Consider the following 26,233-nt stretch of genomic DNA (forward strand, 5'->3'; position numbering starts at 1 on the left):
GAGCGCTGCAGTGCGCGCAGGGCATTCTGGCGGGCGGTCTCGTCCATGGTGATCAACTCCGTGGGGAATCAGGAGAGATGGCGGGTCGGTCGCCGCGGAACGGGGCGGAGAGCGACGCCACGGGGGTGACCCGGACAAGGGCGCGATGCTCGTATCCGCCGCTCGTCCGATCGGACGAGACGTTCGGCTCATACAAACGTAGGGCAACCCGGCCGTCCTGTCCGCACAGTTACTCGGACTTCCTACTATCTGAGACGGCGATCACCCGCCCGGCCGGACGGAGCCCGGCCGGACGGAGCGGTCAGCCCTGGTACGCGGAGCGGTCAGCCCTGGTGCGCGGAGCGGTCAGCCCTGGTGGGGGTAGCGGTAGTCGGTCGGGGGGACGAGGGATTCCTTGATCGACCGGGTGGACGTCCAGCGCATCAGGTTCTGCGCCGCGCCGGCCTTGTCGTTGGTGCCGGACGAGCGGGCGCCGCCGAAGGGCTGCTGGCCGACCACCGCGCCGGTGGACTTGTCGTTGATGTAGAAGTTGCCGGCCGCGAAGCGCAGCCGGGCCATCACCCGGGCGGCGGCGGCGCGGTTCCGGGCGATGACGGAGCCGGTCAGCGCGTAGTCCGAGACCGATTCCATCTGGTCGAGCATCGCGTCGAAGTCGGCGTCCTCGTAGACGTACACGCCGAGGACGGGGCCGAAGTACTCCTCGCGGAAGATCTCGTTGTCCGGGTCGGTGGACACCAGGACGGTGGGACGCACGAAGTAGCCCACCGAGTCGTCGTACGTACCGCCGGCCACCACCTCGACCGTCGGGTCGGCCTTGGCGCGGTCGATGGCGGCCTTGTTCTTGGCGAAGGCGCGCTCGTCGATCAGGGCGCCGACGAAGTTGCTGAGGTCGGTGACATCGCCCATGGTGATGCCGTCCACCTCGGCGGCGAACTCCTCCTTGAAGCCGCTCTCCCACAGCGAGCGGGGGATGTAGGCGCGCGAGGAGGCCGAGCACTTCTGGCCCTGGTACTCGAAGGAACCGCGGGTCAGCGCGGTCTTCAGCACCGCCGGGTCGGCCGACGGGTGGGCGACCACGAAGTCCTTGCCGCCGGTCTCGCCGACGATCCGGGGGTAGGAGCGGTAGCGCTCGATGTTCTCGCCGATCGTGCGCCACAGGTACTGGAAGGTCCTGGTGGAGCCGGTGAAGTGGATGCCGGCCAGTTCCGGGTGGGCCAGCGCGACCTCGGAGACGGCCACGCCGTCGCCGGTCACCAGATTGATCACGCCGTCCGGCAGCCCGGCCTCGCGCAGCAGCTTCATCAGCAGCACCGCCGAGTGGGTCTGGGTCGGGGACGGCTTCCACACCACGACATTGCCCATCAGGGCCGGGGCGGTGGGCAGATTGCCCGCGATGGCGGTGAAGTTGAACGGGGTGATGGCGTAGACGAAGCCCTCCAGCGGGCGGTGGTCGAGCCGGTTCCACACGCCGGGCGCGTTGGCGACCGGCTGCTCGGCGAGGATCTGCCGGGCGAAGTGGACGTTGAACCGCCAGAAGTCGATCAGCTCGCAGGCGCTGTCGATCTCCGCCTGCTGCGCGGTCTTGGACTGCCCGAGCATGGTGGAGGCGGCCAGCGTCTCCCGCCACGGCCCGGCCAGCAGCTCGGCCGCGCGCAGGATGATCGCGGCGCGGTCGTCGAAGGCGGTCGACCGCCAGGCGGGGGCCGCCGCGAGGGCCGCGTCGATCGCGTCCTGGGCGTCCTGGCCGGTGGCGTTGGCGTAGGTGCCGAGGCGGGCGCCGTGGTTGTGCGGCTGCACGACGTCGAAGCGCTCGCCGCCGCCCATGCGCTGCTCGCCGCCGATGAACAGCGGCAGGTCGACGGGGTTGCCGGCCAGCTCCTTCAGTTTCGCTTCGAGGCGGGCACGCTCCGGGCTGCCCGGCGCGTATGAGTGCACCGGCTCGTTGACCGGCGCGGGGACCTGGGTCACGGCGTCCATGAAGCGTGTCTCCTTCTGGTTCTGGGGGGATCGGGGGGACGGGACGGGGCGGGGCGGGTACTCAGCGGGTGGGGCTGAACGAGCGCAGGAAGAAGGCCAGGTTGGCCGGGCGCTCCGCCAGCCGCCGCATGAAGTAGCCGTACCAGTCGGCGCCGTACGGCACATAGACGCGCATCCGCGCGCCCTCCGCCGCGAGGCGGCGCTGCTCGGCGGTGCGGATGCCGTAGAGCATCTGGAACTCGTAGCTGTCCGGTGCCCGGTGGCCCCGGACGGCGAGCTCCTGGGCGATGGCGATCATCCGGGGGTCGTGCGATCCGACCATCGGATAGCCCTCGCCCGCGAACAGGATGCGCAGCACCCGTACATACGCCAGGTCCACGTCCTTCTTGTCCTGGTGGGCGACCGACGCGGGCTCCTTGTAGGCGCCCTTCACCAACCGCACCCGGGAGCCGGCGGTGGCCAGCGCGCGGGCGTCCTCCTCGGTGCGGAAGAGGTACGACTGGAGGACCGCGCCGGTCCGCGGGTGGTGCGCGCGCAGCTCGCGCACGATGGCCAGCGTGGAGTCGACGGTGGTGTGGTCCTCCATGTCGAGGGTGACGGTGGTGCCGATCGCGGTGGCGAGTTCGGCGACCTGCCGGACGCCCTCCAGCGCGATGTCGTGGCCGCCGGGCAGGGCCTGGCCGAAGGCGGACAGCTTGACCGAGACCTCGGCGCGGTCGCCGAGCCGCTCGTCCCGCAGGCTTTCCAGCAGCCGCAGATAGGCGTCGCGGGTGGCGTGGGCGGTGGCCTTGTCGGTGACGTCCTCGCCGAGGTGGTCGAGGGTCACATCGAGGCCGGCGTCGGCCAGCGAGCGGACGGTGGACAGCGCGGGGCGCAGGGCGTCGCCCGCGACGAAGCGGTTCACCACCGGGCGGGTGAGCGGAGCGGCGGCGATGACCCGGCGCATACGGTCACTGCGGGCGGCGGCGAGCAACACGGGACCGAGCACGGGTCCTCCAACTGAGCGGCACTCAACGGCACAGAATCTTCGGCGGACACGGTCCGCCACCGTGAATCTAGGGATCGGCTACCCCGAGAACCACGGACACGTGTCACGCATCCGGGTGCGGTCCCTCATACAGATGTATGAGGGAGGGGGGACAATGGCGGGGTGCGGACGGACTGGAGCGGATACGGCGGCGGGGTGCAGGAGCTGGTGGACGAGGTCTCGGCGCTGCTCGGGGCGCCGGCCACCCTGGAGGACCGCGATTTCCGGCTGATCGCCTTCGGGGCGCACGACAGCGAGGACGACGCGGCGACCGACCCGGTCCGTACCCGCTCGATCCTGACCCGCCGGTCCACCGCCGAGGTCCGCGACTGGTTCGAGCGCTTCGGTATCGCCCGCGCCACCGGCCCGGTGCGCATTCCCTCGGCGCCGGCGGCCGGGGTCGTCCGCGGGCGGCTGTGCCTGCCGGTCCGCCACGCCGGTGTCGTGCACGGCTATGTCTGGCTGCTCGACGAAGCCGAGCACTCCCCCGCCCAGCTCGCCGCCGCCATGTCGGTGGCGGCCAGGATCGGCGACCGGCTGGCCGCGGCCTCCCACGCGGGGGCCGAGGCGGGCAACGCGCTGCGCGCCCTGCTGACGGCCGGCTCCCGCGCGGCCCGCGACGAGGCGGAGGAAGCGCTGCGATCGGCACTCGGCCCGGACGCGGACGAGCCGCACACGCTGGTCTGCGTCCGGCTGCCCGGCCCGGGCCGCGCCCCCGACGAACTGCCGGGGCCGCGCTCCATCCCCGCGGCCGCCGCGCTGACCCGGCTGCCGGGCGAGCTGATCGCCCTGCTCGTACGGCTCCGGTCCCCGGACCTGCTGCCCCCGGCCCGGACCGCGGCGGCCCGGCTGCTGGAGGCGGTCGGGGTGCCGGACGCCGTCGCGGGGATCGGTGAGGCCCGGCGCACACTCGGGGAGTTGGCGGCGGCCTGGCAGGAAGCGGGCGACGCGGCGCGGGCCGCGAGCGCCGAGCCGGCGCTGGGACCGGTCGCGCGCTGGGGCGAGCTGGGCGCCTACCGGCTGCTGACCGCGCTTCCCGCCGCCGCCCCGCCGGACCCGGCGGTGGCCCCGCTGCTCACCCCGCCTCACCGCGAACTCGCCCACACCGCCGAGGTCTTCCTCGACCACGCCGGCCAGGCCGGCCGCACCGCCGCCGCCCTCGCCATCCACCGGCAGACCCTCTATTACCGCCTGTCACGTATCGAGCAGCTCACCGGTCTCGACCTCGCGGACGGCTCCGCCCGGCTGCTGCTCCACATGGCGCTGAAGGCGGCGCGGCTGTAGAGCAGCGGCTACAGGCGGTCGATCTCGGTGAGGTCGATCTCGATGGTGAAGGGAGCGGGGAGCTTGAGCTGGTCGTGGAAGATCCCCACGGACACATAAGACCTCGTCACCACATCGAACTGATAGGCGTAGACGACGGGGCGGCCTCCCGCGCCCCGCTCCACCCGCCAGAAGTACGGGATGCCGGCATCCGCGTAGAGCGACGGCTTACGCTCACGGTCGCGCGCCTCCGATTCCGGCGAGACGACTTCGACCGCGAGCACGACGTCCGAGGCGCGATAGCTGGTCTCGTCGTGCTCGGTGCCCGGCACGGCTTCGGCCCGCACGATCGAGATGTCCGGCTCGGGACGGTTGTGTTTGTTCAGCACGATGGTCATCTCGCGGCGCACCCTCAGATCCTCGGGTACCTGAGCCCGCAGGGCGTACACCAGCAGGTCCATGGCCAGCGTGTGGAAACTCTTCTGCGGACTCACGAAAACGAGGCTCCCGTCGATCAGCTCGGTGTGCGGCGGGAGATCGGGGATGCGGTCGAGGTCGTCCGCGGTAAAACCAGCCGGCGGCGGGAAAGCCCAGCCCGGCAGCGGTTCGGCAGTCATGATTCCTCCCATGGACGGGATTTTGTCCGCACTGATCAGACTAGCGCCGGGAAACGTCAGCGCCGCCCCTCGAAAGAGTGAAGGGCGGCGCTGATGTTGACGAGGACCGGGACCGTCAGTCGGTGAGGTTCACCGCGCGGGCGGAGGTCGCGCCGATCTCGCTGGCGATGTCGGCGAGGACACCCGCGGGGATGGTGGAGTCGACGGTGAGGGCGACCAGTGCGTCGCCGCCCGCGGCCGAGCGGGCCACCTGCATGCCGGCGATGTTGACGCCGACCTCGCCGAGGATGCGGCCGAGGGTGCCGACGACGCCGGGGCGGTCGGTGTAGCTGAGGAAGGCCATGTGGTCGGCGAAGACGAGGTCGACGTCGTGGTCGCCGATCGCGACGATCTTCTGGAGGTGCTTGGGGCCGGCCAGGGTGCCGGAGACCGCGACCTCGGTGCCGTCGGCCAGGGTGCCGCGGACGGTGACCAGATTGCGGTGGTTGGGGGACTCGCTGCTGGTGGTCAGGCGGACCTCGACCCCGCGCTCCTGGGCGAACAGCGGCGCGTTGACATAGGAGACCGTCTCGGCCACCACATCCTCGAACACGCCCTTGAGCGCGCTGAGTTCGAGGATCTTGACGTCGTGCTGGGTGATCTCGCCGCAGACCTCGACATCGAGCCGGGCGGCGACCTCGCCGGCCAGCGCGGTGAAGATCCGGCCGAGCTTCTCGGCCAGCGGCAGACCCGGCTTGACGTCCTCGGCGATGACACCGCCCTGGACGTTCACCGCGTCCGGGACCAGCTCGCCGGCCAGCGCGAGCCGCACCGAGCGGGCGACCGCGATACCGGCCTTCTCCTGGGCCTCGTCGGTGGAGGCGCCCAGGTGCGGGGTGGCCACCACGTTGTCGAACTGGAAGAGCGGCGAGTCGGTGCACGGCTCCTTGGCGTAGACGTCCAGGCCGGCGCCGGCCACCCGGCCCTCCTTGAGCGCGGCGGCCAGTGCCTCCTCGTCCACGATGCCGCCGCGGGCCGCGTTGACGATCCGCACCGACGGCTTGACCTTGTGCAGGGCCTCGTCACCGATCAGGCCGAGCGTCTCCGGGGTCTTGGGCAGGTGCACGGTGATGAAGTCGGAAGTCTCCAGCAGCTCGTCCAGCGTGAGCAGCTTGACGCCCATCTGGGCGGCGCGCGCGGGCTGCACATACGGGTCGTAGGCGACGACCTTCATCCCGAAGGCGGACATCCGCTGGGCGACCAGCACACCGATCCGGCCCAGGCCGACCACGCCGAGGGTCTTCTCGCTGAGCTCCACGCCGGTGTACTTGTTGCGCTTCCACTCCCCCGCCTTGAGCGCCGCGTTGGCGGGCGCGATGTTGCGGGCGGTGGCGATGAGCAGGCCGCAGGCCAGTTCGGCGGCGGTGACGATGTTGGACGTCGGCGCGTTGACGACCATCACGCCGGCCTTGGTGGCGGCGGAGACGTCCACGTTGTCCAGGCCGACACCGGCGCGGGCCACGACACGGAGTTTGCGGGCGGCGGCCACGGCCTCCGCGTCGACCTTGGTGGCGCTGCGGATCAAGATGGCGTCGACATCGGCGATGGCGGACAGCAGTTCGGCTCGGTCCGCCCCGTTGCAGTGCCGGATCTCGAAGTCCGGCCCGAGCTCGTCCACCGTGGCCGGCGACAGCTCTTCTGCGATGAGTACGACAGGCTTCTGGCTCACGTGGTCCTCACTTGTCCTTCGTGGGCGGCCGGGTCCCGTTCGACCGCTCCAGGGAGGCGGGAATGGCATGCCGCGTGGAAGACGCACGACGCTGTGAGCCTGACGCGCTTGTTGCAGCAGTGTATCGGCGGCCCCGATCGCCGCCTTCGCCTAAATGGAAGGATCACCCGGCGGGGTTGCGTCGCTTCGTACAAAGCCGAAGGCGCACAGCGTTCGGAGACTTGTACGAAGCGACGCCCGGAAGAGGGACCAGGAAGAGGACCCGGCGGGTTACGCCTCTTCGTCCACCCAGCTCATCAGCTTGCGGAGCTTCTTGCCGGTGGTCTCCAGCAGGTGGTTCTCGTCGGCCTTCTTGTACTCGTTGTACTTGGGCAGGCCGGCGTTGTACTCGGCGATCCAGGCGTTGGCGAAGGTGCCGTCCTGGATCTCACCGAGGATCTTCTTCATCTCGGCCTTGGTGCCGTCGTTGATGATGCGCGGACCGGAGACGTAGTCGCCCCACTCGGCGGTCTCGGAGACCGACCAGCGCATCTTCTCCAGGCCGCCCTCGTACATCAGGTCCACGATGAGCTTGAGCTCGTGCAGGCACTCGAAGTACGCGATCTCCGGCTGGTAACCGGCCTCGACCAGGGTCTCGAACCCGGCCTTGACCAGCGCGGACGTGCCGCCGCACAGCACCGCCTGCTCGCCGAAGAGGTCGGTCTCGGTCTCCTCGGTGAAGGTGGTCTTGATGACGCCGGCCCGGGTGCCGCCGATGCCCTTGGCGTACGACAGGGTCAGCTCGAAGGCCTTGCCGGTCGCGTCCTGCTCGACCGCGGCGATGCAGGGCACGCCGCGGCCTTCCTCGTACTGCCGGCGGACCAGGTGCCCGGGCCCCTTGGGGGCCACCATGCACACGTCGACACCGGCCGGCGGCTTGATGAAGCCGAAGCGGATGTTGAGGCCGTGCCCGAAGAAGATGGCGTCGCCGTCCTTGAGGTTGTCCTTGATGGACTCCTCGTAGACGCGGGCCTGGATCGGGTCCGGCACCAGGATCATGATCACGTCGGCCTCGGCCGCCGCCTCGGCCACCGGCAGCACGCGCAGGCCCTGCTCCTCGGCCTGGGCCTTGGACTTGGAGCCCTCGTGCAGACCGACGCGCACATCGACGCCCGAGTCGCGCAGCGACAGCGCGTGGGCGTGGCCCTGGCTGCCGTAGCCGATGACCGCGACCTTGCGGCCCTGGATGATGGACAGGTCGGCGTCGTCGTCGTAGAACAGCTCGGCCACTTCGGGTCTCTCCTTGGATCGGGTTGTACGGCCCACCGTACGACGGGCGGGCGCGGGGTGGATCGGGGGTCTCGCCATCCGGATCGCCGGTGCGGCCGCGCGGGCCGCACCGGCCCTTCGGTCCGGAGCCGGGGTCTGGGCGGTGCGGGGTCGCGCGCCCTACGCGGAGCGATCGAGCGCGCGCAGCGAGCGGTCGGTGATGGAGCGGGCGCCGCGGCCGATCGCGATGGTGCCGGACTGCACCAGCTCCTTGATGCCGAAGGGCTCCAGCATCTTGAGCATGGCCTCCAGCTTGTCCGCGCCGCCGGTCGCCTCGATGGTGACGGCCTCCGGGGAGACGTCGACCGTCTTGGCGCGGAAGAGCTGGACGATCTCCACGATCTGCGAACGGGTCTCGTTGTCGGCCCGCACCTTCACCAGCACCAGCTCACGCGCCACAGCGGCCACCGGATCGAGTTCGACGATCTTCAGCACGTTGACGAGCTTGTTGAGCTGCTTGGTGACCTGCTCCAGCGGCAGTTCGTCGATGACGTTGACGACGATGGTGATGCGGGAGATCTCGGGGTGCTCGGTGGTGCCGACCGCGAGGGAGTCGATGTTGAAGCCGCGACGCGAGAACAGGGCGGTGATCCGGGCCAGGACACCGGGCTTGTTCTCCACCAGGACGGAGAGCGTGTGCTTGGACATTGTCGTCGTTCCTTCTCAGTCCGCGAGGCCGTCGCTGAAGTCCGGGCGGACGTCGCGCGCGGCCATGATCTCGTCGTTGGAGGTGCCGGCCGCGACCATCGGCCAGACCATGGCGTCCTCGTGGACGATGAAGTCGACCACGACCGGACGGTCGTTGATGGAGTTGGCCTTGGCGATGACCGCGTCCAGCTCGTCCACCGACTCGCAGCGCAGGCCGACGCAGCCCATCGCCTCGGAGAGCTTCACGAAGTCCGGCACCCGGGTGCCAAGGTTCTTGATGGAGCCCACACCCTGGGTGGAGCCGGGGACGGCCTCGGCGCCGGAGTGCAGGACCGTGTTCGAGAACCGCTCGCCGTAGAAGAGGTTCTGCCACTGGCGGACCATGCCCAGGGCGCCGTTGTTGATGATGGCGACCTTGATCGGGATGTTGTTCAGCGCGCAGGTGGTCAGTTCCTGGTTGGTCATCTGGAAGCAGCCGTCGCCGTCGATCGCCCAGACGGTCGCGTCCGGCATGCCGGCCTTGGCGCCCATCGCGGCCGGCACGGCGTAGCCCATGGTGCCGGCGCCGCCGGAGTTGAACCAGGTGGCGGGCTTCTCGTACTTGATGAACTGGGCGGCCCACATCTGGTGCTGGCCGACGCCGGCCGCGAACAGGGTGTTCTCCGGGGCGAGCTGCCCGATCCGCTCGATGACCTGCTGCGGGGACAGGCTGCCGTCGGCGGGCTGGTCGTAGCCGAGCGGGTAGGTGTTCCGCCAGAAGTTCAGGTGCTCCCACCAGCCGGTGTAGTCCCCCTTGTGACCGGCCTCGTGATCGGCCTGAACCGCGACGATCAGGTCGGCCAGCACCTCGCGGGCGTCGCCGACGATCGGCACGTCGGCGGTGCGGTTCTTGGAGATCTCGGCCGGGTCGATGTCGGCGTGCACGATCTTGGCGTTCGGCGCGAAGGTGTCCAGACGGCCGGTGACGCGGTCGTCGAAGCGGGCGCCCAGCGCGATGATCAGGTCGGACTTCTGCAGCGCGGTGACCGCGGCGACGTCGCCGTGCATACCGGGCATCCCGACGTGCTGCGGGTGGCTGTCGGGGAAGGCGCCCAGGGCCATCAGGGTGGTGGTGACGGGGGCGCCGGTCAGCTCGGCGAGGATGCGCAGTTCGGCGGTCGCGTGGGCCTTGATCACACCGCCGCCGACGTACAGCACCGGGCGCCTGGCCTCGTTGAGCAGCCGGGCGGCCTCGCGGATCTGCTTGGCGTGCGGCTTGGTCACCGGGCGGTAGCCCGGCAGGTCCTGCTGCGGCGGCCAGGAGAAGGTGGTCTGGTTCTGCAGCGCGTCCTTGGCGATGTCCACCAGGACCGGGCCGGGGCGGCCGGTGGAGGCGATGTGGAAGGCCTCGGCGATGGTGCGCGGGATCTCCGCGGCATCGGTGACCAGGAAGTTGTGCTTGGTGATCGGCATGGTGATGCCGCAGATGTCCGCCTCCTGGAAGGCGTCGGTGCCGATCGCCTTGGAGGCGACCTGCCCGGTGATGGCGACGATCGCCACCGAGTCCATGTGGGCGTCGGCGATCGGGGTGACCAGGTTGGTGGCGCCGGGGCCCGAGGTGGCCATGCAGACCCCGACCCGGCCGGTGGCCTGGGCGTAGCCGGTGGCGGCGTGGCCGGCGCCCTGCTCGTGCCGGACCAGGATGTGCCGGACCTTGACCGAGTCCATCAGCGGGTCGTAGGCGGGCAGGATCGCGCCACCGGGGATGCCGAATACCGTGTCGGCGCCGACGGCCTCGAGAGAGCGGATGAGGGACTGCGCGCCCGTCATCCGTTCGGCGGGGGCGGCGGGGGCCGCGCTGCGGGTCCGCGGCTGCGGATGGTGGGACCCGGTGGCCTGCTCGGTCATCTGCGTTCTCTTCTCTCGAAGATGAGGGTGCTGAGAGGGTGCCGCAGCGGGGTTGGAGGGGCGCTGCGAAGGTGCTGCGGGGGTGTTGTCGGGGAGTCGCGGGCAACAAAAAACCCCTCGTGCCGTGAGGCAAGCGAGGGGAGCGCGTCGGTGGGGTTCGAGGCGGTGATGCCCCGCTCAGCCGACGCGCTTTCCAAGTACGAGGATTCGGTTGCGCATGGCGTTGACCTTCCTCCCGTCCCCTGCCGGGTGTCAAGCCGGTGGGACGGGCGTCTCAGCATTTGATCGTCTGGGCGGGAGGGGCAGCGAGCGGGCGGTGACCTGTTCACGTGGGCTTTCTCGTGTTTCCCGGGGTTCCCGGGTATCCCTGGCCTCGCGGGCTTCCCGGGGGACGGGGTAACCCCCACGGGTGAGGGACCCGCGCAGCCGGTGTTCGTCCAGCGGACCGGAGAAGGCCATGCCGAGGCCGTGCAGACAGCCCATCTCGCGCAGGGTCTTCACCTGTTCGGGGCGGTCCACTCCCTCGGCCACGGTACGGATGCCGAGGTCGGCGGCGATCCGCAGCAGCCCGCCGGTGATCTTGTGCAGCCGGGGGGACTCGACCAGTCCCTCGGTGAAGACGCGGTCGAGCTTCACCACGTCCACCGGCAGGGTGCGCAGCGCGGCCAGCGTGCCGAAGCCGGTGCCGTAGCCGTCCCCGGACCCGCCGCCGAAGCCGCCGAGCGAGATCCGCACGCCGAGCCCGCGCAGCGCGCGCAGGCGGCGCTCCAGCTCGTCCGGGGCGGTCCGCGGGTCGCCGCCGGACAGCTCCAGGACGAGCCCGCCCGGGGGCAGCTCATGGCGGTCCAGCAGGCGCTCGACATTGCTCTCCGGCAGCCGGCGGGCGGGCAGCCGTACGGTGACCGGGACCAGGTGCCCCGCGCCGTACCGCAGAGCGGCCTGCTCGATCGCCTGCTCCAGCAGCCACCGCCCGACATCTAAGCTGCGGTCCGGGTCCTCGGCGGCGCGCAGGAATTCGGCGGGGGTGAAGAGGATGCCCTGCGAGGAGCGCCAGCGGGCCTGGGCCTCGACGCCGGTGATCCGGCCGCCGGACAGCTCCACCACCGGCTGGTGCAGCAGGGTGAACTCGCCGTCGTGCAGCGCCCGGTGCAGCCGGCCGGCCAGTTCGGTGCGGCGCAGCACATCGGACTGCATCTGCGGGGCGTAGAGCTCCACTTGTCCCTTTCCGGCCTGCTTGGCGCGGTACATCGCCAGGTCTGCGTTGCGCATCACCTCACTGGGTGTGGCGCCGGCCTCGGCGAAGGCGACGCCGATGCTGGCGCCGACCCGGACCTCGCCCCCTTCCAGCCGGTAGGGGGCGGACAGCACGGTCCGCAGCCGGTCGGCGATCTCCCGGATCCGGCTTTCGCGCACTCCCGGCTCGCCCGTGTCGGGGCCGGTGATGAGGGCGGCGAACTCGTCACCGCCGAGCCGGGCCGCGGTGTCGCCGCTGCGCAGCGCGTCCTGGAGCCGGCGGGCGGCCTGGATCAGCAGGTCGTCGCCCGCCTGGTGGCCCGCGGTGTCGTTGACCCCCTTGAAGCCGTCGAGGTCCACGTAGAGCACCGCGGCCCGGCCGTCCCCGGCCCGGCGGCCGGCCAGCGCCCGGCCGACCCGCTCGGTGAACAGGGCCCGGTTGGGCAGGTCGGTGAGCGGGTCGTGCGAGGCGTTGTGCTGCAACTGGGCCTGGAGGCGCACCCGCTCGGTCACGTCCCGGCTGTTGAAGATCAGGCCGCCCTGGTAGCGGTTGACGCTGGATTCGACATGCAGCCAGTCGTCCGGGCCCTCCCGGCCGTCCCGCCGCTCGCGCGGGTCCCGGCCGCGCCCGGAGCGGATCCGGCACTCGATCCGGGTGGCGGGCTCCTCGCTCGCCGGGGTGGCCAGGAAGCGCCGCACCTCGTGCAGGACCCGGCCGAGGTCGTCGGGGTGGATGTGGGCGGCGAGTTCGGTGCCGACCAGTTCCTCCGGGTCGCGGCCGTAGACACCCTGCGCGGCGGGGCTGACGTACCGCAGCACTCCGGTGGGCGCGGCGATCATGATGACGTCGCTGGAGCCCTGGACCAGGGAGCGGAAGTGGTTCTCCTTCTGGGCGAGTTCCTGGGTGAGGGAGATGTTGTCGAGCAGCATGATGCCCTGCCGGATCACCAGGGCCAGCACCACGGTGGCGCCGGTGATCAGCACCACCCGGTCGCACTTCTGGCCGGTGATCACGTTGTAGAGGATGCCCAGGGTGCAGATCGCGGCCGCCAGATACGGGGTGAGGGCGGTGAGCGAGCCGGCCGATGTGCGGCTGGGGGCACCCGGCCCGCGCTGCGGCTGGACGCGGGCGCCGACCCAGGGCGCGTGGGCCATCAGCATCGCGCCGGCGAACCAGCCCGCGTCCAGGATCTGGCCCGAGCGGTAGTGCGCGCGCAGCAGCGGTGAGGTGAACAGCGCGTCGCACAGTACGGTCAGGGCGAGCGCGGCCAGTGCGGTGTTGACGGCCGCGCGGTTCACCGCGGAGCGGCGGAAGTGCAGCGCGAGGACCATGCTGACCAGCACGATGTCCAGCAGCGGATAGGCCAGCGACAGCGCGGTGCGCGCGGTGCTCGGGCCGTCCCAGCGGGCGGCGTGGGCGAGTGCCAGGATCCAGGACAGGGTCAGCAGCGAGCCGCCGATCAGCCAGGTGTCCAGCCCGAGGCAGACCCAGCCGGCCCTGCTCACCGGGCGCTTGGCGAGCACCAGCAGGCCGATGATCGCGGGCGGGGCGAACATCAGGAAGCAGAAGTCGGCCGCCGAGGTCTGCGGCACGGGCTCGCGCAGCACCACCTCGTACCACCCCCAGATGGCGTTGCCGAGCGCCAGCATCGCGGAGGAGAAGGCGAACAGCAGCCAGGCCGGGCGGTGCTGGCCGGCCACCCGGCGGGCGTAGAGCAGCGCCGAGACGGTGGCGGTGGCCGAGGCGGCGGCCAGCCCGAAGTCGCCCATGATCAGGGCGACTTCGCTGGAGCCCCAGCCGAGGGCGGCACCGGTGGTGTAACCGCCGCAGAGCAGCGCGACGAGGAGTTGGGGCAGCGGTCCGTTGTGCCCGCGGCGGGCCGACGGCGAGGTGGGCGCGGCCTTGGCGGTGGCGCCCCCGGCGGCGGCTCCGGGGGCGCTCCCCGTCACACTGCCGCTGGCGCTCACGGCGCGCTCCGGTGCGCTCGGCGCGGCCCGGCCGGCCGCGGGGTGGTCAGGTGTGCGCGGTCCATCGCCCGTCGCCCCCCTTACTTGCTCGTCGTCCACAGCGCCGCGATCGCATCCTCACGTCGCCGCGTGCCCCCGGAAACGGACGATACACCAGAATTGTCACTCAGCGATAGGGGTTCTCTACTGTGTGTAATCGACCAGGAGTTGGCGGATACGGCCCGCAGTCACCCTGTGCCGGGCACCGACCGATCAGCCGCTGCCACGACCGGTCGCAAGGCGCTTCCGGGCCGGCTCGGACCACGGGTCGCCGGCCGGGTCCCCGGCGGGCTCAGCTCGTCGCCACCACGTTCTCCAGCGGCTCGCCGAGGGCGAATCGCGTGAGCTGGGCGCGGATCAGGCGGTGCGCGCGGGGCGCGAACGCCGAGGTGCTGCCGCCGACATGCGGGCTGATCAGTACGCCGGGGGTGTGCCACAGCGGATGCCCGGCGGGCAGCGGTTCGGGGTCGGTGACATCCAGCGCGGCGGTCAGCCGGCCAGAGGCGGTCTCGGCGAGCAGCGCCCCGGTGTCCACCACCGGGCCGCGGGCCATGTTCACCAGCAGGGCGCCGTCCTTCATGGCGGCCAGGAAGGGGGCGTCGACCAGGCCCCTGGTCTGCTCGGTGAGCGGGATGGTCAGCACCATCACATCGGCGGCGGGCAGCAGGCCCGGCAACCGGTCCATCGGGTGCACCGGGCCCCGGCGGCCGGTCCTGGCGGAGCGGGCCACCCGTATCACCTCGCACTCGAAGCCGCTCAGCCGGTCCTCGACGGCCGCCCCGATCGAGCCGTAGCCGACTATCAGCACCCTGCGGTCGGCCAGCGCCGGGTAGAAACCGGCGTACCAGCGCTCGTCGTCCTGACCCCGGACGAAGCGGGGGACGCCGCGCAACGAGGCGAGGATCAGGGTGAGGGCGAGTTCGGCGGTGCTCGCCTCGTGCACCCCGCGGGCGTTGCACAGGCTGACGCCGGGCGGGAGCCGGTGCAGGTGGGGGGTGATGCTGTCGACGCCGGCGCTGAGCGTCTGGACGACGCGGACGTTGCGCATCAGCGGCAGCGGCCGGGCCCCGGCCGTCGGGCCCTTCATGTAGGGGACGACGTAGAAGACCGCCTCGGCGGGGTCGGCCGGGAAGTCGTCCTCGGCCCCGTCCCAGTACACGTAGCGGAACGCGTCCGGCAGCGCGCCGACCTCCGCGGGCGGCAGGGACAGCCATACCTGGGGACGGTCGTCCCCGGCGCCGGCGGGACTCGGGACGCTTTGGCCTTGGGTTGAATCGGTCATGGTCAGGAGGCTATGGCACAGTGGGGCGGCGCAAGGAGGTCACACGGGTGGAGCGCAGGACGGTCGGGGCGGCAGCACTCGCGGTGGGCGCGGTCGGCCTCGGGTGCATGCCGATGAGTTGGGCGTACAGCACGTCACGGCAGGGCGGCGAGGAGTCACTGCGCGCGGTGCACACCGCGCTCGACCACGGGACGACGCTGCTGGACACGGCGGACATGTACGGGCCGTTCACCAATGAGCTGCTGCTGGGAAGGGTGTTGAGGGAACGGCGGGCCGAGGCGTTCGTCGCGACCAAGTGCGGGCTGCTCGTGGGTGACCAGCACATCGTGGCCAACGGCCGCCCCGGTTACGTGAGAAGGGCCTGCGACGCGTCGCTGCGGCGGTTGCAGACCGACACGATCGACCTCTATCAGCTGCACCGGGTCGACCCCGAGGTCCCGGTCGAGGAGACCTGGGGCGCGATGGCCGAGCTGGTCGCGGCCGGCAAGGTGCGGGCGCTCGGCCTGTGCGCGGTGGGCGCGCGCGGCAACCGCCGGACCGGCGCCGCGCTGTACGACGAGACGATCCGCCATCTGGTGCGGGTCCAGCAGGTGTTCCCGGTCGCCAGCGTGCAGGCGGAGCTGTCGGTGTGGGCCGCGGAGGCGCTGGACGAGCTGCTGCCGTGGTGCACGGCCCGCGGCGTCGGCTTCCTGGCCGCCATGCCGCTCGGCAACGGCTTCCTCACCGGCACGCTCACCCCGGGCGGCGGCTTCGAGTCCGACGACCTGCGGGCCCGGCATCCGCGCTTCACCGCCGAGATGATGGCCGCGAACCAGCCGATCGTGGTGGGGCTGCGCCGGGTGGCGCAGCGATACGGCGCCACGGCGGCGCAGGTGGCTCTCGCCTGGACGCTGGCGCAGGCGCCCGAGGTGGTGCCGGTGCCGGGGACGAAGTCGGCGCGCTGGAGCGCGGAGAACGCGGGCGCGGCCGGGCTGAGGCTGAGCGACGCGGACCTCGCGGAGATAGCGGAGCTGCCGCCGGCCCGGGGGTCGTGGGACTGAGGGCGCGGTGCCGGGACCCGGGGCCGGCTGCGGGCCCAGGGGGCTGAGGGCGCGTCACCCGGGCTGCCCAACGCGAGCGGGAACGCCGGGCGAAGCGGCCGCGATGTGTGGTGTGCTGGGTGGGTGAGCACCGTGAAGGCAACCGTCCGCCGTCCCGCCGCCCGCCGCTCCGGCGCCGCGCCCGCCGTGGTCTCCGCCGCCGCGGCGGCCGTACTGCTGCTGGCCGGCTGCTCGTCCACCCCGCTGCGGCCGCCGACCGCCCCGCCGCCGTCCGGCCCGTCCGCCCCCGGCGCACCCTCCGGCGCCGGCGCGCCCGCCACCCCGACCCCGGGTGCGAGCGCCTCGCCGGGGGCCGCGAAGGGGACGGCGAAGGTGACCGGCACCGTGGCGACCGGCATCAGCAACCCCTGGGGCCTGACCCAACTCCCGGACGGGGCACTGCTGGTGGCCTCCCGGGACTCCGGGCGGATCTCCCGGGTGGACCTGGGCAAGGGCACGGTCACCCCGATCGGCAGCGTGCCCGGTGTCACCCACACCCAGGGCGGTGAGAACGGGCTGCTCGGGCTGGCCGTCTCCCCCGACTTCGGGTCCGACCACGAGGTCTACGCCTACTACAGCACCGACTCGGACAACCGCGTCGTACGGATGCTCTACGACCCCACGCGGCAGAAGGGCGAGCAGCTCGGCGCGCCCGACACCATCCTGCGGGACATCCCGACCGGCACGCTCCACGACGGCGGGCGGATCGCGTTCGGGCCCGACGGCATGCTCTACGTGGGGACCGGTGAGACGGGCAAGCGCGAGCTGGCCCAGGACCTGAAGTCGCCGGCCGGCAAGATCCTGCGGATGACACCGGACGGCCGGGCGCCCAAGGACAATCCGATCCCGGGCTCGCTGATCTGGTCCCCCGGGCACCGCAATGTGCAGGGTCTGGCCTGGGACCCGCAAGGGCACCTGTGGGCCTCGGAGTTCGGCCAGGACACCTGGGACGAGCTCAATCTGATCGAACGCGGCAAGAACTACGGCTGGCCGGAGGTCGAGGGCATCGGCCACCACCCGGGCTTCGTCGACCCGGTCGTCCAGTGGCCCACCGAGGAGAACTCCCCCAGCGGCATCGCCTACGCGGCCGGCGCCATCTGGATGGCCGCCCTCAAGGGTGAACGCCTCTGGCGCATCCCCCTCGACGGCACCCGTACGGTCGCGCCCCCGCAGGCCTTCTTCACCGGGAAGTACGGCCGGCTGCGTACCGTCTTCGCCCTCGACGACCACACACTGCTGCTGACCACCTCCAACACCGACGGCCGCGGCAACCCCAAGCCGGGCGACGACCGTATCCTCCGCGTCTCGGTCACCTGACCCGCCGAGCCGTCCCAGGGCCGAGCCCTCTCAGAGCCGGGTCACCTCAGGGCCGGGTCACCTCAGGGCCGGGTCACCTCAGAGCCGGGTCACCTCAGGGCCGGGTCACCTCAGGGCCGCCGTCCGCCGGTCGGCCGGCGTGCCCGCAGCGCCCGGCGCGCTCACCGCGGTGTCCGGCCGGCGGTCGATGCTGATCCGGGGCAGCCGCCGTTCCAGCCAGCCGGGCGGCCACCAGTTGGCATCGCCCAGCAGGTGCATCAGCGCGGGCACCAGCAGCGTCCGCAGCACGAACGCGTCCAGCGTGACGGCCGCGGCCAGGCCGATCCCGAACATCGCGATGACCCGGTCGCCGCTGAGCACGAAGGCCAGGAACACCGCGATCATGATCACCGCCGCCGAGCTGATCACCCGGCTGGTCTCGGCCAGCCCGACCCGCACCGCCCGCCGGTTGTCCCGGGTCTCCCGCCACTCCTCGTACATCCGGCTGACCAGGAACACCTGGTAGTCCATGGAGAGCCCGAACAGCACCGAGACCATGATCACCGGCAGGAAGGGCTCGATCGGCCCGGCCCGGCCCAGGCCCAGCCAGTCGCTGCCCCAGCCCCACTGGAAGATCGTGGTGACGACGCCGAAGGAGGAGCCGACGGCCGCGACGTTCATCACCGCGGCCTTGAGCGGCACCCCGATCGAGCGGAAGGCGAGCAGCAGCAGGAGGCAGCCGAGTCCCACCACGCTGCCGATGAACAGCGGCAGTTTGCCGACCACGACGGCCGCGAAGTCGTCGTAGCTGGCGGTGGTGCCGCCGACCAGGACCTTGAGGCCGGTGCCCCGCTCCGCGGCGGGCAGCACCTCGCCGCGCAGGTGCCGGACGAGCTGCGAGGTGGCGCTGGACTGCGGGGCGCTGTCGGGGACGACGGTGATCACGCCGACACCGCCGGACGCGTCGAAGTCGGCGGGGCCGGCCGAGGCGACGCCGGGGGTCCGCCGCAGGGTCTCCGGCAGCCGGTCCAGGGCGAGCCGGGCGGCGGCGCTGTCGGAGGTGGCGACCAGGGTGAGCGGGCCGTTGGTGCCGGGGCCGAAGCCCTGGGCGAGCAGGTCGTACGCCTGCCGGGTGGTGGTGCCGACCGGGTCGTTGCCCTGGTCGGAGCTGCCCAGCCGCAGGGTGAAGGTGGGCACCGCCAGCACGATCATCACCACGGCGGCCAGCGAGCCCAGCAGTTTGGGGTGCCGTTCCACGAAGGCCGACCAGCGGGCGGCCAGCCCGCCGGTCGGTTCGGGGCGCGGGCCCTGCTCGGCCAGTGCCCTGCGCTGCCGGCGGCTGAGCGCGCGCGGGCCGATGCAGGACAGCAGCGCGGGCAGCAGGGTGATGGAGGCGGCCACCGTGAGCAGCACGGTGAGCGCGGCGGCGACCGCGACCCCGTTGAGGAAGCTCAGCCGCAGGATGAGCATGCCGAGCAGCGCGACGCACACCGTGCCGCCGGCGAACACCACCGCCCTGCCGGTGGTGGCGACCGCTTCCTCCAGCGCCTCGGCCACGGTCAGGCCGCGTTTGAGACCTCGGCGGTGCCGGGTGACGATCAGCAGCGCGTAGTCGATGCCCACCCCGAGGCCGACGAGCATGCCGAGCATGGGCGCGAAGTCGGCCACCGTCATGCCGTGTCCGAGCAGTTCGATGCCCATGTAGGCGGTGCCGCAGCCGACCAGCGCGGTGGCGATGGGCAGCAGCATCGCCGCCAGCGAACCGAAGGCGAGCAGCAGCACGACGGCGGCGACGGCGATCCCGACGAACTCGCTGAGGTGCGCGCTCGTGCCCTCGGTGCTGCCGACGGCCTGCCCGCCGAGTTCGATCCGGAGGCCGGGGCGCTGCGCGGCCTCGGCGGTGTCCACCAGTGCCTTCGCCTGACCGCCGCTGATGTCGTCGGCGGCCTGGCGGTAGTCGACGGTGGCGTACGCGGTGCGCCCGTCACGGCTGATCTGCCCGGCGCCGGACAGTCCGTAGGGGCTGGTGACCGAGGTGACACCGGGCAGCGTACGGGCCTGGTCGAGCACCGAGGTCATGGTCTGCTCGATGTCGCCGGCCCGGACGGTGGCGCCGGCCGGGGTGTGCCAGACGATGGTCTCGCTGTCGCCGGCCTGCCCCGGGAAGGCGCGTGTCAACAGGCTTGCCGCACGGCTGGATTCGGTGCCAGGGGCGTCGTACTGCTTGGAGTAGGCGGAACCGGCGACGCTCGCGGCGGCGGTCAGCCCGACCAGGGCGGTGACCCACAGCAGCACCACCGTGAGACGGCGGTTCAGACACCACCGGGCGAGTGCGGCCATATGTTGTCTCTCCTGACGAGCTCCGCCCGTCGCGCGCTGCCCCGCGGCCGGTAGTGCGCCCTACTGTGCCAGCGAAAGATGATCCTTTGGTCGTTTCGTGCGGTTACTCACAAGAGCCGCGTCTGTGCGTTAAGTACGCATAAGGGTGGCGCCCCTTTTCGGGGTGCCACCCTTATCCTCGGCCTACTCCCGGCCCGCACCTCGGCCCGCGTGGGTCGCTGAGCAGAGCGGAGTCAGCCCTGGACGCCCAGCTTCTCCAGCACCAGTTCGCGGACCCGCTTGGCGTCCGCCTGGCCGCGGGTGAGCTTCATGACCGCGCCGATCAGCGCGCCGGCCGCGGCGAGGTTGCCGCCGCGGATCTTGTCGGCGACGGCGGCGTTGGCCGCGATGGCCTGGTCCACCGCGGCGCCCAGCGCGCTGTCGTCGGAGACCACCTTCAGGCCGCGCTTCTCGACCACGTCGTCCGGGCCGCCCTCACCGGCCAGCACACCCTCGATGACCTGGCGGGCCAGCTTGTCGTTGAGGTCGCCGGCCGCGACGAGCGCCGAGACCCGGGCCACCTGCTCCGGGGTGATCGGCACCTCGGTCAGTTCGACATCGCTCTCGTTGGCGTACCGGGCCAGCTCGCCCATCCACCACTTGCGGGCCGAGGCGGGGTCCGCGCCGGCGTCGATGGTGGTGAGGATCAGGTCCAGGGCGCCCGCGTTCAGCACCGACTGCATCTCGTGGTCGGCGATGCCCCAGCTCTCCTGGAGCCGCTTGCGGCGCAGCCGCGGCAGCTCGGGCAGCCCGGCGCGCAGCTCCTCGACGAAGGCGGGGTCCGGGGCGATCGGCACCAGGTCCGGCTCGGGGAAGTAGCGGTAGTCCTCCGCCTCCTCCTTGATCCGGCCGGAGGTGGTGGAGCCGTCCTCCTCGTGGAAGTGCCGGGTCTCCTGCAGGATGGTGCCGCCGGAGGAGAGCACCGCGGCGTGCCGCTGGATCTCGAACCGGGCCGCGCGCTCGACACTGCGCAGCGAGTTGACGTTCTTGGTCTCGCTGCGGGTGCCGAACTTCTCCCGGCCGTGCGGGCGCAGCGACAAGTTGACGTCGCAGCGCATCTGGCCCATCTCCATCCGGGCCTCGGACACACCCAGCGCCTTGATCAGCTCGCGCAGCTCGGCGACATACGCCTTGGCGACCTCGGGGGCCCGCTCGCCGGCGCCCTCGATGGGCTTGGTGACGATCTCGATCAGCGGGATGCCGGCCCGGTTGTAGTCCAGCAGCGAGTGCGAGGCGCCGTGGATCCGGCCGGTGGCCCCACCGACGTGCAGGGACTTGCCGGTGTCCTCCTCCATGTGGGCGCGCTCGATCAGCACCCGGAAGACCTCGCCGTCCTCCAGCTGGACGTCCAGATAGCCGTTGAAGGCGATCGGCTCGTCGTACTGCGAGGTCTGGAAGTTCTTCGGCATGTCCGGATAGAAGTAGTTCTTCCGGGCGAAGCGGCACCAGGGGGCGATCTCGCAGTTCAGCGCGAGGCCGATCTTGATCGCGGACTCCACGCCGATCTCGTTGACCACCGGCAGCGCGCCGGGCAGGCCCAGGCAGGTCGGGCAGGTCTGCGAGTTGGGCTCGGCGCCCAGCTCGGTGGAGCAGCCGCAGAACATCTTGGTCCTGGTGCCGAGCTCGACATGGACCTCAAGGCCCATCACCGGGTCGTACGACGCCAGCGCGTCCTCGTAGGACAACAGATCCGTGACGGTCACAGTCCTCTTTACCTCTCAGTCCTCGGGCTTCAGTCCGTCAGGATGTCGTCGTCGCTCATCCGGCGCAGTTCGCGGACGAGCAGGGCGACTCCGGTGGCGACGGCCGCGGCGCTCACGACGGCGTCGATCAGCTTGAGCGTGTCGCTCTCGCCGCGTGCGGCCCGCACCCGCTTGAAGTGGGTGACGGCGCTGAACAGCGAGGTGCCGATGGCCAGGTAGGTGCCGGGCTTGCTCTTCTTGAAGCCCTTGGCCTTGGCGACGGTGCTCTTCTTCTGGGCGCTCGTGGTGGTGCTCACAGCTGGGGTGCCTCCTCAAGCAACGGGTGGCCCCACTTCGCGACGAAGGCGGCCTCGACAGCGGCGCCGACCCGGTAGAGCCGGTCGTCCTTGAGCGCGGGCGCGATGATCTGCAGGCCCACCGGGAGACCATCCTCCGGGGCGAGCCCGCACGGCAGTGACATGGCCGCGTTGCCCGCCATGTTCGTCGGGATGGTGCACAGGTCGGCCAGATACATGGCCATCGGGTCGTCGGCCCGCTCGCCGATCGGGAAGGCGGTGGTGGGCGTGGTCGGCGAGACGATCACGTCGACCTGCTCGAACGCCTTCTCGAAGTCCCGGCTGATCAGGGTACGGACCTTCTGCGCCGAGCCGTAGTACGCGTCGTAGTAGCCGGAGCTGAGCGCGTAGGTGCCCAGGATGATGCGGCGCTTGACCTCGGGGCCGAAACCGGCCTCGCGGGTCAGCGCGGTGACCTCCTCGGCGGACCGGGTGCTGTCGTCGCCGACCCGCAGGCCGTAGCGCATGGCGTCGAAGCGGGCCAGGTTGCTGGAGCACTCCGAGGGCGCGATCAGGTAGTAGGCGGCCAGCGCGTAGGTGAAGGACGGGCAGGAGATCTCGACGATCTCGGCGCCCAGCTCGCGCAGCAGCTCCACCGACTCGTTGAAGCGCTGGACGACACCGGGCTGGTAGCCCTCGCCGCCGAATTCCCGCACGACGCCGACCCGCAGGCCGGTGACGTCGCCGCTGCGGGCGGCCTCGACCACCGGCGGGACCGGCGCGTCGATGGAGGTGGAGTCCAGCGGATCGTGGCCGGCGATCACCTCGTGCAGCAGCGCGGCGTCCAGCACGGTACGGGCGCAGGGGCCGCCCTGGTCCAGCGAGGAGGAGAAGGCGACCATGCCGTAGCGCGACACCCCGCCGTAGGTCGGCTTGACGCCGACGGTGGCGGTGACCGCGGCGGGCTGCCGGATGGAGCCGCCGGTGTCGGTGCCGATGGCCAGCGGCGCCTGGTACGAGGCGAGCGCCGCGGCGCTGCCGCCGCCGGAGCCGCCGGGGATCCGGGTCAGGTCCCACGGGTTGCCGGTCGGGCCGTAGGCGCTGTTCTCGGTGGAGGAGCCCATCGCGAACTCGTCCATGTTGGTCTTGCCGAGGATCACCACGCCGGCCGCCTTGAGGCGCTTGGTGACGGTGGCGTCGTAGGGTGGGATCCAGCCTTCGAGGATCTTGGAGCCGACGGTGGTCGGTACGCCCTCGGTGGTGAAGATGTCCTTCATCGCCAGCGGCACCCCGGCCAGCGGGCCCAGCTTCTCGCCCGCCGCGCGCTTGGCGTCCACCGCCCGGGCCTGGGCGAGGGCGCCGTCCCGGTCCACGTGCAGGAAGGCGTGCACCTTCTCGTCCACGGCTTCGATCCGGGCCAGGTGGGCCTCGGTGACCTCGACGGCGGTCAGCTCGCCGGAGGCGATCTTCGCCGCGGTCTCGGCGGCGGTGAGCCTGATGATGTCGCTCACGGTCAGTCCTCCCCGAGGATCTGCGGGACCTTGAAACGCTGCTGCTCCTGGGCGGGCGCGCCCGACAGGGCCTGCTGCGGTGTCAGCGAGGGCCGGACGGTGTCCGGCCGCATGACATTGGTCAGGGGCAGCGGGTGCGACGTCGGCGGTACGTCTTCGCCGGCCACCTCGGATACGCGGGCCACCGCGCCGATGATGTCGTCGAGCTGCTGGGCGAAGTGGTCCAACTCTTCGCCGGACAGCTCAAGACGGGCGAGCCGGCCGAGGTGAGCGACCTCCTCGCGCGTGATGCCAGGCATGCGTAGCGATCCTCTGGGGGGTGAGATGTCGTTGGTGCCCTCAATCCTATGGGGTCACCCCGATCCCCCCGGACCCAGGCAAGGCCCGCTGAGGCCCGCACCCCCCTTTTTTCCGCCGCGGCGGCGGGACTCGGATCGACGGCATCCGGCGGTGCCGAGCCGACCGAACACTGGCTGCGCCGAGGACGGCACCGCCGAACAGCGACAACGGGCTTCCCACCGCCGCGGCGGAGAAAAGGGGGCAAGCCCCCCTTCACCCCGAAACGGACCCGCAGCCAGCAGGCCGACGCGGCGTCCGCCGCACCGGACGAACCGGTTGGTGCCGGGTCGCGGGGGGACCCGGTGGTCCACGGTCCGCCCGGGCCGCAGGCCGATGCGGCGTCCATGGCGCTGGGGGGACACCCGCCGGGGCGGGCGTATGTACCGGTGAGCCGGGCCGCAGGGCTAGTTCGCCGGGGCGCGGCCGGTGGGGCGGGTGTCGGCGGTGGGGGTGTGCTGGGGTTCGGGCTCGTGGAGGGGGCGGGGGGCGGGGGTGAGGGCGGGGCGCTGCCAGCCGTGTTCGCCGCGGGCGCGGAGCCAGGCGGTGGCCTCGTCGGGGGGCATCGCGGGGGCGACCAGCCAGCCCTGGACAGCGTCGCAGCGCAGCTCCCGCAGGCGCTCCCAGGTCTCGTCGTCCTCGACGCCCTCCGCGACGACCAGCAGCCCGAGCGAGTGGGCCAGGTCCACCGTGCAGCGCACGATCTCCGCGTCCTCGGGGTCCACCACGAGCCGCGCCACGAACGACCGGTCGATCTTCAGTTCGCTGACCGGCAGCCGCCGCAGATGCACCAGCGAGGAGTACCCGGTGCCGAAGTCGTCCAGCGACATCTTGACGCCGTGCCCGGTCAGCCCGTTCAACGTGTCGGCGGCCTGCTGCGGATCCTCCAGCAGAACCGTTTCGGTAATCTCCAGCTGGAGCGCTCCCGGCGGCACCTGATGGCGCGCCAGCCGCGCGGCGACCGCACCGGCGAAACCGGGGCTGTGCACATCGCGCGGCGAGACGTTGACGGCGACCGGCACCTCCAGGCCCATCCGCCGCCAGCTGGCGATCTGACCGAGCGCCTTCTCCAGCACGTACTCGGTGAGCTGCGGCATCAGCCCGGAGGTCTCGGCCATCCCGATGAACTCCTCGGGGTTGACCCGCCCGCGCTCCGGGTGCACCCAGCGCACCAGCGCCTCCAGCCCGGCCACCTGCCCGTCGAAGCGGACCTTCGGCTGGTAGTGGAGTTCGACCTCGCCGGCGTCGAGGGCGCGGCGCAGGTCGCCCAACAGGCCGAGGCGGTCGGGCGTGTTGGCGTCGCGGGTCGCGTCGTACACCTCGACGCCGCTGCGGTCGCGCTTGGCCTGGTACATCGCCACATCGGCGCGCCGCAGCAGCCCTTCCGCGTCCAGCGCGTGGTCGGGGAAGACCGACACCCCCGCGCTGGCCTCCAGCTCCAGCGTCAGGCCGTCGAGGCTGAGCGGTGAGCCGAGGGCGGCCACCAGCGCCCTGCCCACCCGCTGGGCCCGGGTGGGCGAGTCGCAGCTCGGCAGCAGCACCGCGAACTCGTCCCCGCCGAGCCGGGCCGCCTCGGCGCCGCGCGGCAGGGCGAGCCGCAGCCGGTCGGCGATCTGCAACAGCAGCCGGTCCCCGGCGAGATGGCCGAGCGTGTCGTTGACCGAGCGGAACTTGTCGAGGTCGATGAGGATCAGCGCGACCCGCTCGCCCCGCTCCTGGGCGGAGTCCAGCGCGCTCCAGGCGCGCTCCAGCAGCCACTGGCGGTTGGGCAGACCGGTCAGCGGGTCCCGCAACTGCTCCTCGGCGCGGGCGTGCGCGATCCACAAGGTGGAGTCCAGCGCGATCAGCGGCACCGCGAACAGCGGCAGCAGCACCGGCTTGTCGCAGGCGACGACCAGGATCAGCGGGGAGATGCCTAGCAGCGCGCCGCCGACCATGCCCTGGCGCAGCAGCGCGGTACGGGCCACGGTGGGCAGCCCGCCGCCGGGCGGGGTGAAGGTCCACCACAGCAGCGCCCGGGTGCCGGCCAGATAGGCCACCGCCGTGACGGTGACGCTGAGCGCGGCCGAGGCCGACCAGTCGTCGGGCAGCCACGGGTGCTCCACCGAGGGACGGACGCCGAACAGCGCGAGGGTGACCGCGCCGGCGCCGATCCCCAGGATGTCGATCGCGGCGTGCAGCGCGGCCTGCCGGCCGCGGTGCCGGCGGGCGGCGCCGACCAGCAGCACCACCGCGAGACTGACCAGCACGGCCGGCACCCAGCCGTAGAGCAGCAGCATCGCCAGGGTGAGCGCCGCCCCGGAGCCGGTGCCGCCCCACCAGCGGTCGCGGCCCATCGCCACCAGATGGCCGACGATGATGCCGGTGAGGGCGGCGAAGGCCCAGCCGACGGTGCCGCCGGGGAACAGCGCGTAGCCCTCGTTGAGCATCCGGATGACGCAGACGGTCAGCGCGCCGGCCGCGAGCGCCGGTACCGCGACTCCGAGGGCCGGTCTGGGCGCTGCCGGGAACACGGGCACGGGAGGGCGGCCGGCCAGCGGCGCCCCTCCGGCGCTCTCCGTCGGTTCCATGCCCGTCCCTCTCCCAGCCTGGTGAAGCATGCGGCGCACCGCGCCGGAACGCCATGGAGGTGAACCGCCCGGTCCGCTGCAAAGTTGGCGCCCCGGCAGTCGCGCTTCTCAACAGTAGGCCGGAAGG

18 protein-coding genes are annotated in these 26,233 nt (G+C 71.9%); 3 read left to right on the forward strand and 15 right to left on the reverse strand.

Translation table 11 applies throughout. The annotated features are described in order from the left end of the window. Window positions 1–345: 345 nt before the first annotated feature. Together pruA and ACFO3J_RS04330 are read right to left on the reverse strand one after the other, a co-directional pair. Window positions 346–1,977, reverse strand: coding sequence for an L-glutamate gamma-semialdehyde dehydrogenase (pruA, locus tag ACFO3J_RS04325; RefSeq protein ID WP_386426259.1), 1,632 nt, complete (start codon window positions 1,975–1,977; stop codon window positions 346–348). 61 nt (window positions 1,978–2,038) lie between these two features. After that, on the reverse strand, window positions 2,039–2,965 hold the full coding sequence (locus ACFO3J_RS04330; protein ID WP_386426260.1) for a proline dehydrogenase family protein: 927 nt from the start codon (window positions 2,963–2,965) through the stop codon (window positions 2,039–2,041). Between the two features lie 162 nt (window positions 2,966–3,127). On the opposite strand from ACFO3J_RS04330, the gene ACFO3J_RS04335 reads away from it, so the two are divergent. After that, window positions 3,128–4,288, forward strand: coding sequence for a PucR family transcriptional regulator (locus tag ACFO3J_RS04335; protein WP_386426262.1), 1,161 nt, complete (start codon window positions 3,128–3,130; stop codon window positions 4,286–4,288). A gap of 8 nt (window positions 4,289–4,296) precedes the next feature. On the opposite strand, the gene ACFO3J_RS04340 is transcribed toward ACFO3J_RS04335, so the two are convergent. The 7 genes from ACFO3J_RS04340 to ACFO3J_RS04370 form a co-directional block, all read right to left on the reverse strand. Beyond that, window positions 4,297–4,884, reverse strand: a complete 588-nt coding sequence (locus ACFO3J_RS04340; RefSeq protein WP_386426263.1) for a Uma2 family endonuclease — start codon at window positions 4,882–4,884, stop codon at window positions 4,297–4,299. A 115-nt stretch (window positions 4,885–4,999) separates the two neighbouring features. Then, window positions 5,000–6,592, reverse strand: a complete 1,593-nt coding sequence (gene serA, locus ACFO3J_RS04345) for a phosphoglycerate dehydrogenase (protein WP_386426264.1) — start codon at window positions 6,590–6,592, stop codon at window positions 5,000–5,002. Window positions 6,593–6,862: 270 nt separating this feature from the next. Continuing rightward, entirely contained in the window at window positions 6,863–7,861 is a 999-nt protein-coding gene (ilvC, locus tag ACFO3J_RS04350; protein ID WP_386426265.1) for a ketol-acid reductoisomerase, read from the reverse strand. A gap of 159 nt (window positions 7,862–8,020) precedes the next feature. Next, window positions 8,021–8,548, reverse strand: coding sequence for an acetolactate synthase small subunit (gene ilvN / locus ACFO3J_RS04355; RefSeq protein WP_386426267.1), 528 nt, complete (start codon window positions 8,546–8,548; stop codon window positions 8,021–8,023). Window positions 8,549–8,563: 15 nt separating this feature from the next. After that, window positions 8,564–10,435, reverse strand: a complete 1,872-nt coding sequence (locus tag ACFO3J_RS04360) for an acetolactate synthase large subunit (RefSeq protein WP_386426269.1) — start codon at window positions 10,433–10,435, stop codon at window positions 8,564–8,566. A 252-nt stretch (window positions 10,436–10,687) separates the two neighbouring features. Then, window positions 10,688–13,636 (reverse strand): putative bifunctional diguanylate cyclase/phosphodiesterase, encoded by a 2,949-nt coding sequence (locus ACFO3J_RS04365; protein WP_386426270.1) that lies wholly within the window; start codon window positions 13,634–13,636, stop codon window positions 10,688–10,690. A 331-nt stretch (window positions 13,637–13,967) separates the two neighbouring features. Continuing rightward, entirely contained in the window at window positions 13,968–14,957 is a 990-nt protein-coding gene (locus ACFO3J_RS04370; RefSeq protein ID WP_386426271.1) for a 2-hydroxyacid dehydrogenase, read from the reverse strand. A gap of 47 nt (window positions 14,958–15,004) precedes the next feature. Between ACFO3J_RS04370 and ACFO3J_RS04375 the strand changes: the two genes are divergently transcribed. Together ACFO3J_RS04375 and ACFO3J_RS04380 are read left to right on the forward strand one after the other, a co-directional pair. Continuing rightward, window positions 15,005–15,997: an aldo/keto reductase gene (locus ACFO3J_RS04375; RefSeq protein WP_386426273.1), complete on the forward strand. Its 993-nt coding sequence runs from the start codon at window positions 15,005–15,007 to the stop codon at window positions 15,995–15,997. 132 nt (window positions 15,998–16,129) lie between these two features. Next, on the forward strand, window positions 16,130–17,353 hold the full coding sequence (locus ACFO3J_RS04380) for a PQQ-dependent sugar dehydrogenase (RefSeq protein ID WP_386426603.1): 1,224 nt from the start codon (window positions 16,130–16,132) through the stop codon (window positions 17,351–17,353). Between the two features lie 105 nt (window positions 17,354–17,458). On the opposite strand, the gene ACFO3J_RS04385 is transcribed toward ACFO3J_RS04380, so the two are convergent. From ACFO3J_RS04385 to ACFO3J_RS04410, 6 genes are all read right to left on the reverse strand, one after another. Further along, on the reverse strand, window positions 17,459–19,672 hold the full coding sequence (locus ACFO3J_RS04385; protein WP_386426274.1) for an MMPL family transporter: 2,214 nt from the start codon (window positions 19,670–19,672) through the stop codon (window positions 17,459–17,461). Between the two features lie 233 nt (window positions 19,673–19,905). After that, on the reverse strand, window positions 19,906–21,414 hold the full coding sequence (gene gatB, locus ACFO3J_RS04390) for an Asp-tRNA(Asn)/Glu-tRNA(Gln) amidotransferase subunit GatB (RefSeq protein WP_386426276.1): 1,509 nt from the start codon (window positions 21,412–21,414) through the stop codon (window positions 19,906–19,908). 29 nt (window positions 21,415–21,443) lie between these two features. Further along, window positions 21,444–21,710 (reverse strand): hypothetical protein, encoded by a 267-nt coding sequence (locus tag ACFO3J_RS04395; protein WP_386426278.1) that lies wholly within the window; start codon window positions 21,708–21,710, stop codon window positions 21,444–21,446. Continuing rightward, entirely contained in the window at window positions 21,707–23,200 is a 1,494-nt protein-coding gene (gatA, locus tag ACFO3J_RS04400) for an Asp-tRNA(Asn)/Glu-tRNA(Gln) amidotransferase subunit GatA (protein ID WP_386426280.1), read from the reverse strand. The genes ACFO3J_RS04395 and gatA overlap by 4 nt, the downstream gene beginning before the upstream one ends. Window positions 23,201–23,202: 2 nt before the next feature. After that, a complete protein-coding gene (gene gatC, locus ACFO3J_RS04405) occupies window positions 23,203–23,499 on the reverse strand; it encodes an Asp-tRNA(Asn)/Glu-tRNA(Gln) amidotransferase subunit GatC (RefSeq protein WP_386426281.1) in 297 nt (98 codons plus the stop codon). Between the two features lie 444 nt (window positions 23,500–23,943). After that, window positions 23,944–26,106, reverse strand: a complete 2,163-nt coding sequence (locus tag ACFO3J_RS04410) for a putative bifunctional diguanylate cyclase/phosphodiesterase (RefSeq protein WP_386426283.1) — start codon at window positions 26,104–26,106, stop codon at window positions 23,944–23,946. Window positions 26,107–26,233 lie beyond the last annotated feature (127 nt).

This window comes from Streptomyces polygonati (assembly GCF_042650325.1).
GTDB lineage: Bacteria > Actinomycetota > Actinomycetes > Streptomycetales > Streptomycetaceae > Actinacidiphila > Actinacidiphila polygonati.

Coding starts and splice junctions, on each gene's coding strand:
- pruA (WP_386426259.1), bottom strand. CDS start 1,977: ATGGACGCCGTGACCCAGGTCCCCGCGCCGGTCAACGAGCCGGTGCAC.
- ACFO3J_RS04340 (WP_386426263.1), bottom strand. CDS start 4,884: ATGACTGCCGAACCGCTGCCGGGCTGGGCTTTCCCGCCGCCGGCTGGT.
- ilvN (WP_386426267.1), bottom strand. CDS start 8,548: ATGTCCAAGCACACGCTCTCCGTCCTGGTGGAGAACAAGCCCGGTGTC.
- ACFO3J_RS04360 (WP_386426269.1), bottom strand. CDS start 10,435: ATGACCGAGCAGGCCACCGGGTCCCACCATCCGCAGCCGCGGACCCGC.
- ACFO3J_RS04370 (WP_386426271.1), bottom strand. CDS start 14,957: ATGACCGATTCAACCCAAGGCCAAAGCGTCCCGAGTCCCGCCGGCGCC.
- ACFO3J_RS04385 (WP_386426274.1), bottom strand. CDS start 19,672: ATGGCCGCACTCGCCCGGTGGTGTCTGAACCGCCGTCTCACGGTGGTG.
- gatC (WP_386426281.1), bottom strand. CDS start 23,499: ATGCCTGGCATCACGCGCGAGGAGGTCGCTCACCTCGGCCGGCTCGCC.
- ACFO3J_RS04410 (WP_386426283.1), bottom strand. CDS start 26,106: ATGGAACCGACGGAGAGCGCCGGAGGGGCGCCGCTGGCCGGCCGCCCT.